Source organism: Segatella copri (assembly GCF_009494395.1).
GTDB lineage: Bacteria > Bacteroidota > Bacteroidia > Bacteroidales > Bacteroidaceae > Prevotella.
Map to the genome: position 1 here is coordinate 1 of NZ_VZCB01000025.1, position 15,787 is coordinate 15,787.

The 15,787-nt window shown below is 45.1% G+C and carries 11 protein-coding genes; 5 read left to right on the forward strand and 6 right to left on the reverse strand.

Annotation, left to right across the window (positions count from 1 at the left end; translation table 11 throughout):
* Nucleotides 1-352: 352 nt before the first annotated feature.
* The 5 genes from F7D73_RS02950 to F7D73_RS02970 all read right to left on the reverse strand — a co-directional run bounded on the left by F7D73_RS02950 (nucleotide 353) and on the right by F7D73_RS02970 (nucleotide 7,520).
* The gene (locus F7D73_RS02950; RefSeq protein ID WP_153122217.1) at nucleotides 353-874 is read right to left on the reverse strand and encodes a lipid-binding protein; all 522 of its coding nucleotides are present in this window, start codon (nucleotides 872-874) and stop codon (nucleotides 353-355) included.
* 18 nt (nucleotides 875-892) lie between these two features.
* On the reverse strand, nucleotides 893-1,594 hold the full coding sequence (locus F7D73_RS02955; RefSeq protein ID WP_194256830.1) for a BT_2262 family domain-containing protein: 702 nt from the start codon (nucleotides 1,592-1,594) through the stop codon (nucleotides 893-895).
* Between the two features lie 35 nt (nucleotides 1,595-1,629).
* Nucleotides 1,630-3,147, reverse strand: a complete 1,518-nt coding sequence (locus tag F7D73_RS02960; protein ID WP_153122219.1) for a SusD/RagB family nutrient-binding outer membrane lipoprotein — start codon at nucleotides 3,145-3,147, stop codon at nucleotides 1,630-1,632.
* 36 nt (nucleotides 3,148-3,183) lie between these two features.
* Complete coding sequence (locus F7D73_RS02965; RefSeq protein ID WP_228117614.1) at nucleotides 3,184-6,393, reverse strand: SusC/RagA family TonB-linked outer membrane protein; 3,210 nt, start codon at nucleotides 6,391-6,393, stop codon at nucleotides 3,184-3,186.
* A gap of 320 nt (nucleotides 6,394-6,713) precedes the next feature.
* Nucleotides 6,714-7,520, reverse strand: a complete 807-nt coding sequence (locus F7D73_RS02970) for a Cof-type HAD-IIB family hydrolase (protein ID WP_153122220.1) — start codon at nucleotides 7,518-7,520, stop codon at nucleotides 6,714-6,716.
* A 243-nt stretch (nucleotides 7,521-7,763) separates the two neighbouring features.
* Between F7D73_RS02970 and F7D73_RS02975 the strand changes: the two genes are divergently transcribed.
* The 5 genes from F7D73_RS02975 (at nucleotide 7,764) to F7D73_RS02995 (ending at nucleotide 14,189) form a co-directional block, all read left to right on the forward strand.
* Nucleotides 7,764-8,672 carry a FimB/Mfa2 family fimbrial subunit gene (locus F7D73_RS02975; protein ID WP_153122221.1) on the forward strand — a complete coding sequence of 303 codons (909 nt, stop codon included), beginning with the start codon at nucleotides 7,764-7,766 and terminating at the stop codon, nucleotides 8,670-8,672.
* A gap of 170 nt (nucleotides 8,673-8,842) precedes the next feature.
* Nucleotides 8,843-10,351 carry a TolC family protein gene (locus tag F7D73_RS02980; protein WP_153122222.1) on the forward strand — a complete coding sequence of 503 codons (1,509 nt, stop codon included), beginning with the start codon at nucleotides 8,843-8,845 and terminating at the stop codon, nucleotides 10,349-10,351.
* 173 nt (nucleotides 10,352-10,524) lie between these two features.
* The gene (locus F7D73_RS02985) at nucleotides 10,525-11,508 is read left to right on the forward strand and encodes an HlyD family secretion protein (protein ID WP_153122223.1); all 984 of its coding nucleotides are present in this window, start codon (nucleotides 10,525-10,527) and stop codon (nucleotides 11,506-11,508) included.
* Between the two features lie 134 nt (nucleotides 11,509-11,642).
* The gene (locus tag F7D73_RS02990) at nucleotides 11,643-12,806 is read left to right on the forward strand and encodes an ABC transporter permease (RefSeq protein ID WP_153122224.1); all 1,164 of its coding nucleotides are present in this window, start codon (nucleotides 11,643-11,645) and stop codon (nucleotides 12,804-12,806) included.
* A 120-nt stretch (nucleotides 12,807-12,926) separates the two neighbouring features.
* On the forward strand, nucleotides 12,927-14,189 hold the full coding sequence (locus F7D73_RS02995) for an ABC transporter permease (RefSeq protein ID WP_153122225.1): 1,263 nt from the start codon (nucleotides 12,927-12,929) through the stop codon (nucleotides 14,187-14,189).
* 408 nt (nucleotides 14,190-14,597) lie between these two features.
* On the opposite strand, the gene F7D73_RS03000 is transcribed toward F7D73_RS02995, so the two are convergent.
* Nucleotides 14,598-15,698: an Mrp/NBP35 family ATP-binding protein gene (locus F7D73_RS03000; protein ID WP_153122226.1), complete on the reverse strand. Its 1,101-nt coding sequence runs from the start codon at nucleotides 15,696-15,698 to the stop codon at nucleotides 14,598-14,600.
* Between the last annotated feature and the right edge of the window lie 89 nt (nucleotides 15,699-15,787).

Genomic DNA, 15,787 nt, shown 5'->3' on the forward strand with positions numbered 1-15,787 from the left:
TCAGCTGTTACTGCTTTTTTTGAATTATGCAAGGTATAAACGCGGAGCCGCTTACTTTTAAAAGGTGAAGAGTGGTGAAGAGTGGTGAAGAGACAGCCCCACTCTTCACCTTCTGAAATTTCTGATTTATAGCTACTTAAGGGCTAAATGTGAAGAGTGAAGAGTATTTTTGAGTTTTATCCTCTATTTTTTCAAATAATAAAACAGGACAGCTATTCCCATACAAACGCAAAAAGGGGACCGGCCACCGCCAGTCCCCAAAGACGAGAGAGATATAAGTGTTGACTTGGTCAACAACGAGGCAAATCACTTTGCCTTATATCTTTATGTACCTAATAACATAAAATCTAAATTAATCAGCCTGTGTCAAACCAGAATAACGAATACCAGAAACTTTATACTTGTTTCCCGGTTCGTCATCATTGAATGACACATAGAAAACGATGCTGTCGGCAGGAGTTCCATGAGGAGTCAGACCTTGTCCAGGCAAGACCTTACCACCCTCAACATTCACCTTACAGTCATTAAGAGAACCATCCTTATTATAAGCAGCATTAGCTGCCTCACCATTAGTTGTGAAACTGAGATTCTGAACATCTGATGTCATTTTCACCTTAAAGTTCCAGAAATTACCATTGTCACTAATCCACATCTGGTCGCTCACATTAGCTGCAGTATTGAATGTATTGACAAGGAACTTACCCATACCATAAGGATCAAGAGCTGTCACATTATTATTGGCATCAACCGCATCCACAGTAACATACCACTCACCGGCGAGAGCCTGAGTAGCAGTACCACCGACTTCATCCTTCTCACATGAAGCAAAAGTCATGCAGAGGATAGCCATACATAAATATATTAATTTCTTCATAACGATAATCTTCTAAAATTACTTATTCAAAACTACATGGAACTTCATGGATGATGCATATTCAGCATCCCAGGTGTAAGATGAAGAAGCTGTGTCAAACTTACCAGAGAAGCCAACCAAGCTATCACCCCAACCACCAATAAGGCTATTGAGAAGTGTCATCGTACCATCTTCGGCAAACTTCACATCACCTTCCATATTGTAATTGCTGCCATATCCAGCTTTCTGAGAATACCAACCACCCAGCAAATCGCTTACATGATAAGTACCATCACCATTGTTGATAATGATAACCTCGAAATTATCTCCAAAAGCCTTATTACCGCTATAGTCACGATAACTGTTGGCAGCATCTGTATAGAAGACACCCTCCTTAGCATCCGTAGGATCGGTAACGATGACGGTTCGGGAAACAGAAGCACTGAATCCATCTGCATTGGTAGCAGAATAGGTCAATGTATAAATACCCGACTTGGCGGTATTCACTGTTCCAGTAACTACAAGCTGAGAAGAAATATCCTCGCCATTCAGTTCACCAGCACAACCAGGGTCAATAAAGGCAGCACCCTTATCAGCGTACATGGTTGCATCACCCTTCAGAGTGAGCACAGGATAATATGTGATGCGTGTTACACCTGCAGAACTATCATCATCGCAACTGGTGAATGAAACTGCCGACGTCAACAGCAAAAGCATGATATAAAATATATTCTTTTTCATTGCTATATTCATTTAATTAATGAAACACTGTTAGATTACTCACCCCAGAACACAGGCTTGGTATAGTCTGAATTGGTGAATGTAGGAGTGTTGCTATTACGAGAAGAAGAAGACTCTGCGTATGGGAAACGCTCCAGAAGTTTGTTGGCACCAACCTGACTGAACACATCAATAGGAGTATAGAGTGTACCAGCCTGATAACCGCTGTCGGTAAAGGAACCGTCATCACCCTTGGTATAGAAATCAGAACCCTTCTTAGTCGTATCAAAAGCAGGATAATCCAGGCGGCGAAGCTCACACCATGCCTCGAAAGTATTCACACCAGCCAGGGCAATCCACTTCTGAACACCGATGCTCTTCTTGTAATTCGCCATATCGAATGGGAACTGAGCGATGTGCTCAGCTGCCCCCTCTACACCAGTAGATGCGAAAGATGCCTCAATTGCCTTGTTGTAATGAGCCTTGGCATTAGCCTCGTCGTTAGTACGCGCATAATACTCAGAGATGAAGAACTCGGTCTCAGCTACAGAAAGCAAACTGAGTGGAGAAGTTGCAGTCTCAATAGGACGGCACCACTTGGTAAGGCTTGTGGTACTTGGATAATTGGTACCGGAAACACCACCCACATACTTACCATCCGCATTCTTCGCAAAGAAAGCAGCCAGACGAGGATCGGTATAAACCACATCACCATTGGCATTCTTAATCTGCATAGAACCGATGATAGCCAAATTTGCACAGACATTTTCCTGAGTAGAACCCCATGCAGAAGAGAACTCCTCTGAATAGAATGGATTCATGGAACCACTTTCCGTTCCCCAGCAGCTGGTGTAAGCAATATCCTTGGTTGGGAAATCATTCTCATCAATCAAAGCCTTCACCTTTGGCAATACAGAAGAATCCACATTAGCCTCACGCATCAGAAGCTTCAACTTCAAAGCCTTGGCAAACTGAATCCACTGCTCTGCACTGGCATCAGGGAAGAGGAAGTTGGTGCAAACAGTGTTAGAAGCACTTGCCTTAGACAAAGCATTGTCTATTTCGGCAATGAGACCATCATATACGGTTTTACCATCATCATACTTTGGTGAAAGATTATCTGCATCCAAAGCCTCAGTATACGGAGTCTCGCCGAAACAATCTACCAATGTCTCAAAGGCGAAGGCACGCAGAGTGGTGGCAGCAAGATAGGTTCCCCAATCTTCAGATGCCTCTGATTTCTCCAAGATGGTCTTCAGGTTGACCAATGCGCTCTGATAGAGCTGAGTATAAGTACCACTACAACGGGTAGCAGACTGCAGGAACTCAGAATAATCCACATAGTTGGAAGTACCATTCAAATGAGCGTAAACCTGAGAATGATATCCACCAGTGATACGCAAATAGTTACCGTATGCATTTGCAATCGCCATCTCAGCACCAGGCATAATCATGGAAGATGTGACATTTGCCTCAGATGGAGACTGTGGATTCTGGTTAATATCCAAATAGCTGTCGCAAGAGCTCATGCAGAGTCCCAAAGCGAGAGCCGACATTACTATATATTTTTTCATATCGAATATCCTTTAAATTACTAATACCACAATGTGTTAGAATGTTACACTCAAGTTGGCACCGAAGGTGCGGCAAGATGGATTTGAGTACATCTCACCAAATTGAGTGGCCAAATCACCATAACTACTCTGGCTGATAGTTGTAGTTTCTGGGTCAATGAAGGTATTGCTGCTAGCTGTCCAGGTGAAGACATTGTTGCAGAATACGGTCAAAGCTACATTGCTCAAAGACAACTTGCTGGTCCAGAGACGTGGCAAATTCCAGGTAAGACTGATGTTACGCAACTTCACGTATGAACGGTCGAGCAAGTAAGCCTCTCCACCATTTCCATAACCATAATCATTATAATACTTCTGATAGCTACCATCAGTCTGGTAGATTGGAGTAGTATTCTCAACGTATGTATCACCGCTCTTCACTACAGAGTTAGGGATGATGAATGGACGACGGTCGTTGTAGGTAGTAATCGTACCATTACCAGTAAACTGCATCAGGTTCTTGGTACGTGAGAACATGTAACCACCCTTGCGGACATCCAAAGCTGCACTCAGGGTGAAGCCCTTGTAAGTCAAGGCAGTAGTTACACCACCCGTCCAGTCGCTATTCATGTTCTTACCGGTATCCTCTACCTGAGTACCGATAACAGGCTGACCATTTGCATCAACAATCACCTTACCATCCTCTGTATATTGTGGAAGATAAGTATAGAACTCACCCATTGGCTTGCCTTCCTCAGCATACATATAGACTGCATCATTACCAGAAGAGTAATCATAAATAGAGACACGACCACCCTCAAGAGATGCAGGCATCTCAAGTACCTTGTTCCAGTTCTTTGAGAAGTTGAAGCCCAACTCCCACTTGAAATTCTTGGTCTGCACAGGAACTGTGGTGAGCAACAACTCAACACCACGGTTGCGGACAGAACCGAAGTTTGTTACCTGATAATAGTATCCTGTAGCAGGATCCACCGGCAAGGTAAAGATCTGGTCATCTGTTGTTCTGTTATAGAAAGAAGCATCAAGACCGATTCTACCCATAAAGAACTGCAAGTTCAAACCCACTTCAATCTCGGTAGTCATCTCAGGCTTCAAAGAGTTACTACCCTTTGTATTACCCAGGAGGAATGAGTTCTTACCGTTCATAGGGAACTTAGAGATACCTAAATCATAGTAACCTCTGATACTAGCCTGACTATAAGAGGCACCTGTGAGGTATGGATCAGCATCATTACCCGTCTTACCATAAGCCACACGAGCCTTACCGAAAGTCAAGACCTTGTTCTCAGGAATCACCTTAGAGAAAATCCAGCTCAAGGTGGCACCAGGATAGAAGAAGCTATTCTTGTCGATTGGCAATGTAGAAGACCAGTCGTTACGGGCTGTCAAGTCGAGATAGAGCATATCATTCCAACCCAAGGTTACATCACCGAAGGCACCTATCAGACGGCGTTTGGTCTGATATTCACTCAAAGTCTTCTTGGTTGCACCATTGCTCAACTGCCAGAAACCTGTCTCGAAAGTCAATTCATCGGCTTCACCTGTCATGTGAGTATAGCTACGCTCATTCATGTTTACACCAGCGATAACAGCCAAATCGAGCTTGTCATCAAAGAACTTCTTCTTATAGTTTGCCATGAAATCATGGTTAAACTCATAAGTTCTTCCATAACGTGCCCAAACATAACCACTCTGGTTCATGTGACTAGGCGCATAGCCCTTGTCGTCAGTAATCAGCTTATCATCAAGAGCAATCTGAGGATAACCTGTCTTGGAATCATAATCAGTATAGTCGAAACCGAAGCGATAAGTCAGGGTCAAATCCTTGATAGGGTTAATATCTGCCTGAATCTTACCATTAATCTGCTTGGCATCGGTATGATTATAGTTATTCGCCAAAGCCCAGTATGGGTTGGTGATTTCATAAGGAGTGAAGTAAGCCTCAGGAGTATTGAATGGGCTGCTCAAGTCCTGCTTGTCAAGCAAAGACACATCACGTGGCAACTCATAGAGACCATCTACTACAGATGTTCCCTGAAAATTACCCACTGCATCAGTTGCACTGCGGGCAAAATTGAATGAAGAAGACAACTTGCACCAGTCGTTTGCCTGATAAGTATTACGGAAAGCCAGTGTATTACGCTTGTAAGTATCCTTATCACCAGGCATGATACCATCATCGCCCGTATAAGAATAAGAAAGGTAATAAGTCATTTCACCCGACTTGGAAACACCGCTCAAAGAAACATTGTGGTTCTGTGACCAGCCTTCCTCGAAGAAATCCTTCACGTTGTTCTTCAAAGCCTTATAAGGGTGAAGCAACTGCTGATGGTTCCACTCCGGACCATACACCTGCAGAGAGCCGTCGAGTGCAGGACCCCATGAACCATTCTCGATGAATGTCTGGCGACCATTCCAACCCTGTCCGAAACTGTCCTGCATATCTGGCAAGCAGGAAACCATACGAGCCTGAACGCTACCACTATAATTGATAGTATAGTTGCGAGCCTGTCCCTTGGCACCTGTCTTGGTAGTAATCAAAATGACACCATTGGCAGCACGGCTACCATAAAGAGCGGTAGCAGCGGCACCCTTCAATACGGTCATGCTTGCAATATCTTCAGGCGAGATATTAGAAATACCACCAGTTGAGATATTCTTACCCTGACCGGAAACCATGTTATTCTGCAAAGGCACACCATCAACCACGTAAAGAGGCTGGTTGCTACCATTGATAGAACCATAACCACGAATTACCACGTTGCTGACAGAACCTGGGTCTGCGCTGGTAGCGTTCACCTGAACACCAGCCACCTTACCAGAAAGGGCATCAGCCACATTGGTAGTACGTGCACCTACAATTTCATCGCTTTTTACGGTTGTTGCAGCATAACCGAGGGTTTTCTCATTACGAGTAATACCCATCGCTGTAACAACAACCTCATCAAGATTCTTGGAATCGGAAACTAAAACGATTTTCATTTTAGCAGAAGCCTTCACTTTCTGAGTTTCCATACCCAAATAAGTGATTTCGAGAACAGCATCCTTACTTGCATTTGGCAGAATAAAGTTACCATCCACATCTGTCACTGTACCGGTCTTTGTTCCTGCGATTTTAACAGATGCGCCAATCACTGGCTCACCATCCTCCTGAGAAACAACCTTACCTGTAACAGCAGTCTGTGCGAGAGCCATTCCTGTTGAAAGAACAAGCCCCCCCATTAACATGGTTAGTCTTTTTGTCATAATTTCTCTCTCTAAAATTAAACAACTGACAAATATCGGATGCAAAGATACACACTTTTTATAAAATAAACAAATTTTTAGCTAACAAAATGCAAGTCAAAGTGCACTTTTCCCTACTTTTCGTATATTTTATGCATTTTTTTCTACTTTTAGCCACCTTTTCGGACACAAAAGCAACAAAAAGTAAGTTTTCAACAAGACTCCATTACACAAAAGCAGTTTTCAAAACAAAAGATAAGCGTGACGTTAAGAAACAAAACATCACGCTTATCCCATTATTAATTACGAAATAAAACCCAAAATTCTCCAGAGTTTCATTCTTACTGAATTACCCCATACTCCAACAGAGCATTCCTAACTCCATCTTCATCCACATGGGTGGTAATGAAATCGGCTACCTGCTTCAGATCTTCGCCGGCATTGCCCATTGCCACACCCACTCCAGCTTCCTTGATGATAGAGATATCGTTGCCACCATCACCGAACGCCATGGTTTCTTCGATGTTCAAGCCCAGATAATCAGCCATTGCATGGAGACCCTTTCCCTTATCGGCTCCACGAGCTGTAATATCAGTAAAGGCAGGATGCCATCTTCCGGAGGTGCAGTTTTCGAGTGTAGGCATCAGCAGCGCCTCCTGCTCCACGGTGCAGAAAGGAGTAACCTGGAGGATGGGTTCATCGCCCAATTCGTTTACATCCGTAATGAAGACGCTGCTATCCACTCCCAAGCCCTTGCAGAAAATCTCATAAACCTCATCAGTATAATGATGGATGGCAAAGCGAGTCTCACTGACCACGATGGCAGGATAGTTGTCTCTATCTGCAGCCTCGATGATCTTCTTCACGTCAGAAGGAAGAATGGAATGCTGACTTATTATCTTATCATCAACAAAACAGCAGGCACCATTGGTAGTAATGTAACCGTCGATGAGATGCTCTATCTGACCAAGATTATTGATAATCAGCTTAGGGCGACCCGTAGAAATATACACCTCTACCCCCTTCTTCTTGGCTTGCTCCAAAGCATCTACCGTGCTTTGCGGAATCCTGTGAGTTTTGAAACTCACCAAAGTGCCATCAATATCGAAGAACAAAGCCTTCACCTTTTTATTCTCTTTCTTATCCATATATCATACAATAATTTTCCTTTTATTATAATAATGTTATATATATAATAAGGTGTAATCATAAAAAAACACTTATTATCGGGTACAAAATTACAAAAAATCGGATAATTCACAAAAAATATAAAGAATTATTTGATTTTACTTGCAATCATCAAATAAAAAATGTAAATTTGCGATGACTTCCATGCACAGGAAAAATTCTTGATTCATGCAAAAGGAAGAAAGCTAACTAACAAGGAAACAATGAAGAAGGAATGCTACAAATTATTGGCAGCAATCATTTTGATGCTAGTAGCGACGCTCACTTCATGCGAAAAGTTTTCTCTCGATGAATCGGGCCAAAGCTCAACACATGACGCAAACGCCAACGTAACGGTGCGCATACACCAAGTTCAGAACCGCACTATCGGAGAAGTTACCAAGGCAACAACTTCGGGAACAGCTCTCCAGAATGTATGTTCCAGAGTTTCCTTTGTGGTCTTTGATGGCGAAGAGAAAATAGAGACCATCAACCAAGCCAGCGATGACGCGAATTTCGGCATTGCCAGTTTCAGTCTGGATGAAGGCGAATACAGACTCGTTGTCATTGCCCATAGCGGCAAGGGCAACTGCACGATGAGTGTGCCCGAAAAGGTAAAATTCACGAGCAACAAGCTTACCGACACCTTTTATTATTATGGCAGATTGAGCATCAAGAGCGATAAGGTAGAGGCAGATGTGAACCTGCAGCGAGCCGTAGCAGCCTTCAAGCTTCATATTACCGACGAAACGATTCCAGAAGAAGTCAGGAGCATCAAGTTCTACTATACCGGAGGAAGCAGTACGCTGGATGCAACCACGGGATATGGCAGTGTAAACAGTCGGCAAACGGAAATCTTCAATTTCACAGACAACAACAGAGACTTCACCGTATATACTTTCCCGCACGAAGAGAACAAGGCTATCAAAATGACCATCAGCATCTTAGATGCCGATGCCCACGCCATCAAGACCTTTACCAAGTCTGATTTCAAGATGAAAAGAAACGAAATCACCAAGTCTGAGATTTCGCTCACGAAATCATCCGGCGGAAGTTCCGGTGAAGACGATGACAGAAATGTAGGCTTAACGGTTGATGCCGACTGGGGTAAAGAAACCGTTGTACGTTTCTGAGGAAAGGGAAAAAGGAACACGCATCATAGTAGGAAAACTATGATGTATGTTCCATTTTTCCACAATATAAGTTTTTTTTCAATTCTTAAAGATTTCATAAATAAATTTTCTTTGATATTTAAGAATAATTCGATAATTTTGCATCCGATATTATATAATATTATATAAGGATGAATAAAATAATAACTATTTTCATGCTGATGGGAGCATTGATTCCTGCCGGGGCACAAGCGCAAGCGTTAAGTCTCGACAGTTGCCGTGCTATGGCTCTGCGCAACAACAAGCAGATCAATGCCTCGAAGCTCAAGAAAGACGTGGCGTATAACCTGAAGAAATCGGCACGCACGAAATACTTGCCTAAGGTGGACGCCTTGGGTGGATATGAATGGTTCAGCAAAGAGATTTCCCTGCTGAACAGTGATCAGAAAGCAGCATTCAGCAATTTGGGTTCCACTCTGGCTGGAGGAATCTCAGGGAATGCCAGCAATCTGATGGGACAGTTGGTTGGTCAGGGCATCTTGACGCCAGAACAGGCACAGAAGATAGGAGGCTTGCTTTCTGATAAATTGGCTCCTGTCCAGCAGCAGGGCAATGCTATCGGACAAAATGTAGTGGATGCTTTCAGAACTGACACCCGAAATATGTGGGCAGGAAGCGTGATGGTAAGACAGCCTATCTATATGGGCGGTGCTATTATTGCAGCCAACAAGATTGCTGACATCGGAGAAGAAATAGCTGAGAACGATTTGGATCATCAGACACAGCAGACTCTCTACGCCATCGACCAGGCTTACTGGCTGGCAGTTTCGCTCAAACAGAAGCATAAGCTAGCCACCAGTTACCGCGACCTGGTACAGAAGCTCAATGATGATGTTCACAAGATGATCAAGCAGGGTGTTGCGACGAAGGCTGACGGCTTGAAGGTAGACGTAAAGGTGAACGAGGCAGAGATGAAGATGACTCAGGCAGAAGACGGACTGGCTCTTTCCAAGATGCTGCTCTGCCAGCTCTGCGGCATTCCGATGAATCAGGAAATCACACTTGCTGATGAAGATAAGGAGACCTTGGCTCTTTCAGGAACACCTGTCGACACAGAACAGCAAAGAGTAGCAGCTGCCGACTCAGCGATGAATACCCGTCCGGAATTGAGAATGCTCCAGAATGCACTCGATATTTCCAAGCAGGCTACCAATCTGGTGAGAGCCATCTACATGCCACATGTAGCTCTGACCGGCGGCTACACCATATCAAATCCTAATGTTTTCAATGGATTCCAGAAGAAATTCACAGGAGTATGGAACGTAGGAATCATCGTACAGGTGCCAGTATGGAACTGGTTTGACTGCGCCTATAAGGTGAGAGCAGCGAAGGCAACCACCAATATCGCCCAGATGAACCTGGATGATACGCGCGAGAAGATTCACCTTCAGATTGCCCAAAGCCAGTTCAAGGTGAAGGAAGCTCAGAAGAAGCTCAATATGGCGATGAGAAATATTGCCAGCGCTGAGGAAAACCTCAGATGCGCAAACCTCGGATTCAAGGAAGGCGTAATGGAGGTTACCGATGTGATGGCTGCACAGACTGCCTGGCAACAGGCTCAGAGCCAGAAGATTGACGCCGAAATCGACGTGAAGCTGACACAGGTTGGGCTCAACAAGGCGCTCGGTATCCTGCAATAACGGCACCGGGGGCAGAAATCCTGGGGCGAAAATCCTGGGGCGGAAATCCTGGGGCGGAAATCCTGGGGCGGAAATCCGATGGAATCGGATTTAACGGTGGCTAGAGGGGGACTTTCTTCCTCAGTTTCATCTTTATAAAAGAAGTTTTTTAAAATTCAAATTCAGATAAAAAAATGTCTAAGAAATCACAGCATAACAACATATTACTCGCTGTCATCGGATTTACGGCGGTAGTTATCCTAGTGGGTGTCATCGGTTTCTTTACCTTGGAACAGAAGGACGACACCATCCAGGGCGAGGTAGAAGTTTCAGAATACAGAGTATCCTGTAAGCTACCTGGCCGTATAGTAGAATTGAGAGTGAAGGAGGGCGACTATGTTCACGTAGGCGATACTCTCGCCATCCTCGAAGTTCCAGAGATGAAATCTCAGGAGCAGATGCTTCAGGCAACCAATGCTGCTGCCGAAGCCATGAAGGATCTGACCGATGCCGGTGCACGCAAGGAGCAGATTCAGGGTGCTTATCAGCTGGTTCAGCAGGCTGAAGCTGCTGCAACCATCGCCAAGAAGACTTACGACCGTATGCAGAACCTCTACAACGAGGGCGTCATCAGCGGTCAGAAGCGCGATGAGGCTTTCGCAGCCTACAAGGCAACAGAGGCTCAGGTGGCTGCAGCCAAGAGCCAGTATGAAATGGCTAAGAACGGAGCACGTGAGCAGGAGAAGCGCATGGCTGCCAACAACACCCAGGCTTCCAAGAGCGCCGTGGATGTAGTGAAGAATCTCCTGAAGGAGACGGTTCAGATTGCCCAGTGCGAAGGCGAGGTAAGCAATGTCTATCCAAAGGTAGGCGAGCTGGTGGGTCTTGGTTCTCCTATCATGAGCATCTCTATCATGAGCGATATGTGGGGAACCTTCAATGTGCGTGAAGATCATCTTCAGGGTTTGAACAAGGGTGATGAGTTCACCGCTTTCGTTCCAGCCTTCAACAAGGATATCAAGATGAAGGTTTATTACCTGAAGGACCAGGGTTCATACGCAACCTGGAAGGCAACCAAGGACAATGGCGATTACGACCGCAAGACTTTCGAGGTAAAGGCACGTCCTATCACCAAGCTAGAAGGATTGCGTCCGGGAATGTCACTCATCATTAAATAACATTGAACTTTGAGATTTGAACTTTGAACTTTATGATTAGTTTTCTTCTTTGAGTTTTACAATAAAAATTTGAGAAATTAAGCATATCATAAAGTTCAAAGCTCAAAGTTCAATGTTCAAAGTAAACAAGTTCTATGTTCAAGAGATTATATCATATTGCCCTCAGAGAATGCGGCATCATGTGGAAGAATCCTATCTATCTCTTCTGCATGGTCATCTTCCCCATCGTGGTGGTGATTTTCTTCACTACCCTGATGCAGGGAGGTGTGCCTACCGACATGCCTGTGGGCATTGTTGACCAGGACAATTCGGCCACATCCCGCCAGCTGGTGCATAAGCTCGACGCTTTCCAGACCACCAAGGTGGTGGCTCACTATGAAAACATCGCTGAGGCAAGACATGCTATCCAAAAGAACGAAATCTATGCCTTCCTGGTGATTCCTAACGGAACGGAGGCAGGATTGATGGCTCAGAAACAGCCTAAGATTTCCTTCTACTACAGCAGTGTGTCGCTGGCGGCAGGCTCCCTGCTCTTCCGCGACTTGAAGACCATTTCTACCCTGGGAGGAGCTGCGGCAGGAATGGCGAAGCTGTCGGCACTGGGAAAGACGAATGATGAAATCATGACCTTTCTGCAACCTATTGCTGTAGATTTGCACATGATAGGCAATCCATACGCCAACTACAACTACTATCTATCCACGGTGATGGTACCAGGACTCATCATGTTGTTCATCTTCCTGATTACACCTTATTCTATAGGTACGGAGTTGAAATTCAACCGGGCAAAAGACTGGATGCGAATGGCGAACAACAATCCTTATCTCGCCATCGCCGGCAAGATGCTTCCTCAGACGCTTATCTTCCTGAGCATCTTCCTGCTGTTCGAGTTCTATATCTATCATGTACTGGATTTCCCTCATCCGGGCGGTGCGCTGCCTATCATCCTGCTGGGCATTCTGAGCGTATTATCCTGCCAGTGCTTTGGCATTTTTGCCTTCGGACTGATGCCTTCGCTCCGTATGTCGATGAGTATCTGTTCGTTGTGGGGCGTGGTTAGTTTCTCCATCTGCGGAGCCACCTATCCACTCTTCGCCATGGATTCGCCTATTCAGGCCATCGGACAGCTCTTCCCTATGCGCCATTACTACATGATTTACCAGATGAACATCTTCAATGGTTTCCCGATGAGCGATGCAGTATTGCACTGGGGTGCGATGGTGCTCTTCTGTGCCCTGCCAATGCTCACTATCTGGAACATCAAGAAGGCAATGCTGGTTTACAAGTACCTGCCGTAGGAAAGTGAAGAGTGAAGAGTGAAGAGTGAAGAACGAAGAGTGAAGAACGAAGAATTCAACAGCTTTACTAATCATAAAGTTCAAAGTTCAATGTTCAAAGTTCAAAGTTAAAAGAGTTCAATGTTAAAAAGTAGTTTATTATATAAGATTATCAATGGCATCTGGGACATGTGCTTCATCTGGAAGACGGAAATGCGCAATGTGTTCCGTGACGAGGGTGTGCTCATCTTCTGCATCCTGGTGCCGCTGGGCTATCCGCTGCTCTACTCGTGGATTTATAATAACGAGGTGGTGAGAGAGGTGGATACGGCGATTGTCGACCTCAGCCACAGCCATACTTCCCGCGAGTTTATCCGGGATTACGATGCCTCTCCTGATGCCAAGGCAACGTATTACTGCAACAGTCTTGATGAGGCGAAGCTGCTGGTACAGAAGCAGGCTGTGCATGGAATCATCTATATTCCTTCCGATTTCGACACCAAGCTGAATCGTGGCGAACAGGCGCATGTGGGCGTTTATTGTGATATGAGTCTGATGCTCACCTATAAGGCGATTTATCAGACGGCTCAAGGCGTGGCAAGCCATATCAATTCGGGCATTCAGATTTCTAAAGGTGGCGGATTCACGGATAGAGACGATGAGATTACCACCGAGCCACTAGCGTTTGATGAGGTTCCGATATTCAACACCACTGGGGGATACGGTAATGCGATTCTTCCGGGTGTTCTGGTGCTGATTCTGCAGCAAACCATGCTGTTGGGCATCGGAATGGCGGCAGGAACATCAAGAGAATTGAACAGAAATCGCGAACTGATACCGGTAAGCAAGCATTATGGCGGTATTTTCCGCATCGTTTTCGGTAAGGCGATGGTTTATTTCATGGTTTATGCCGTGATGGGAATGTATCTTACGCTGGTAGTTCCGAAACTGTTCGGATTTGTCAGCATGGTAACGTGGACCACCATTCTTGGTTTCCTCTTGCCTTATATCCTATCGTGCATTTTCTTCGGTTTAATGCTGTCATGTCTGGTAAGATATCGTGAAAACGTGATGCTTCTGGTGGTATTTACCTCCGTTCCATTGCTTTTTATGACGGGAATTTCATGGCCACAGAGCAATATTCCGGGCTTTTGGCAAGGATTTTCGTGGGTTTTCCCATCCACTTTCGGCATCCGGGGATTCCTCAGAATCAGCAGTATGGGAGCATCTCTTGCTGATATTCTTCCGGAATTCAGGGCGCTCTGGATACAGACGGGCGTCTATTTTCTCGCTACCTGCCTGGTTTTCAGGCAGCAACTGAGATCAGCAAGACTCAAGGCTAACCTCATAGCTGAAGTAGCAGAAGAAGAGGATGAGGCGGAAGAAATCGTGGAGAATGGATAATGTACAATGGATAATTTCGGGGGTGACCATGCAAAAAACAGCTGTTAACTGTTAACCTGTTAACTCCTGAGAAAAAAGAGGGTGTGTCAAGAGCGCAACCCCGCCAGGCGTCCCGGCGGATTTGAAATCCGCCGTAAAAAAAAGGTTCGACCTATTAAACCGGGGATTTACAATCCCCCAACATAAGGTAAAGCATACTCCTTTGCTGCGGATTGCAAATCCGCAGAGCCTAATAGGTTAGGACATTTTTTAATGCCGGATTGCAAATCCGGCAGGACGCCAGGGGTGACCATGCAAAAAACAGCTGTTAACTGTTAACCTGTTAACTCCTCTGATAAAAATAAAGCTAGGACTGCTTGAGGGCAATCCTAGCTTTTTATTTTATACCCTTATCAAATAGGATATTTACTACTGGTGTGTACTTACAATCTTGGTTGGAGCCTTCTCGGCATTTCTGCGGTTCACTACTGTCACGATGCTCTGGGCAAGGCTCAGGAAAGCCTGACCGGTGATGGAATCAACCTTGGTTGCAGCAGGAGCACCATCATCTCCACCCTCGCAGATGCTCTGGACGATAGGAATCTGGGCGAGCAATGGCACGTTCATCTCCTTGGCAAGATTCTTGCATCCCTCCTTACCAAAGATATAATACTTGTTCTCAGGCAACTCGGCAGGAGTAAAGTAAGCCATGTTCTCGATAAGACCGAGGATAGGCACGTTCACCTTGTCATTCTGATACATGTCAATACCCTTACGGGCATCAGCCAGAGCCACCTGCTGAGGAGTACTTACGATAACCGCACCCGTGATGGCAAGCGTCTGGAGCAGGGTAAGATGAATATCGCTTGTGCCAGGAGGGGTATCAAGGATGAAGTAATCCAACTCGCCCCAGTCAGCATCAGCAATCAACTGCTTCAAGGCTGAGCAAGCCATACCGCCACGCCACAAGGTAGCCGTAGTAGGACTTACGAAGAAGCCGATACTCAGGAGCTTAACACCATATTTCTCGATAGGTTCGATGAGGTCTCTTCCGTCCTTGTGAACAGAATAAGGACGCTCCTCCTCAACACCGAACATCTTAGGCATGGAAGGACCGAAGATATCAGTATCGAGCAAACCCACCTTGTAACCCAACTTGGCAAGTGCAATGGCGAGATTGGCAGAAACAGTACTCTTGCCTACTCCACCCTTACCGGAGCTTACAGCGATGACGTTCTTCACCTGTGGCAGCATCTTTCCCACCTCAGGACGAGGAGCCGACTTGAATTCAGTAACTATCTCCACCTCAACCTCCTTGGAGATATGATAATGGATGGCAGCCTCAGCCGCCTTCACGGTACTCTTCAGGAAAGGATCAGTATCACGAGGGAAAAGCAAAACCACCTTCACCTTCATACCATTGATGCTAGGCGTATCAGCCAGCATCTCGCTCTCGATGAGGTTCTTCTTCGTACCCGGATAGATGACCGTAGCAAGAGCCTCTTCTATTAATTTCGGATATAATGTCATAATTCTTCTGTTTATTTGTGCAAAAGTAACAATAAATAATGTAATAAGCAAATAAAAACTAAATAATTTCAGATATTAAACACTTTTAT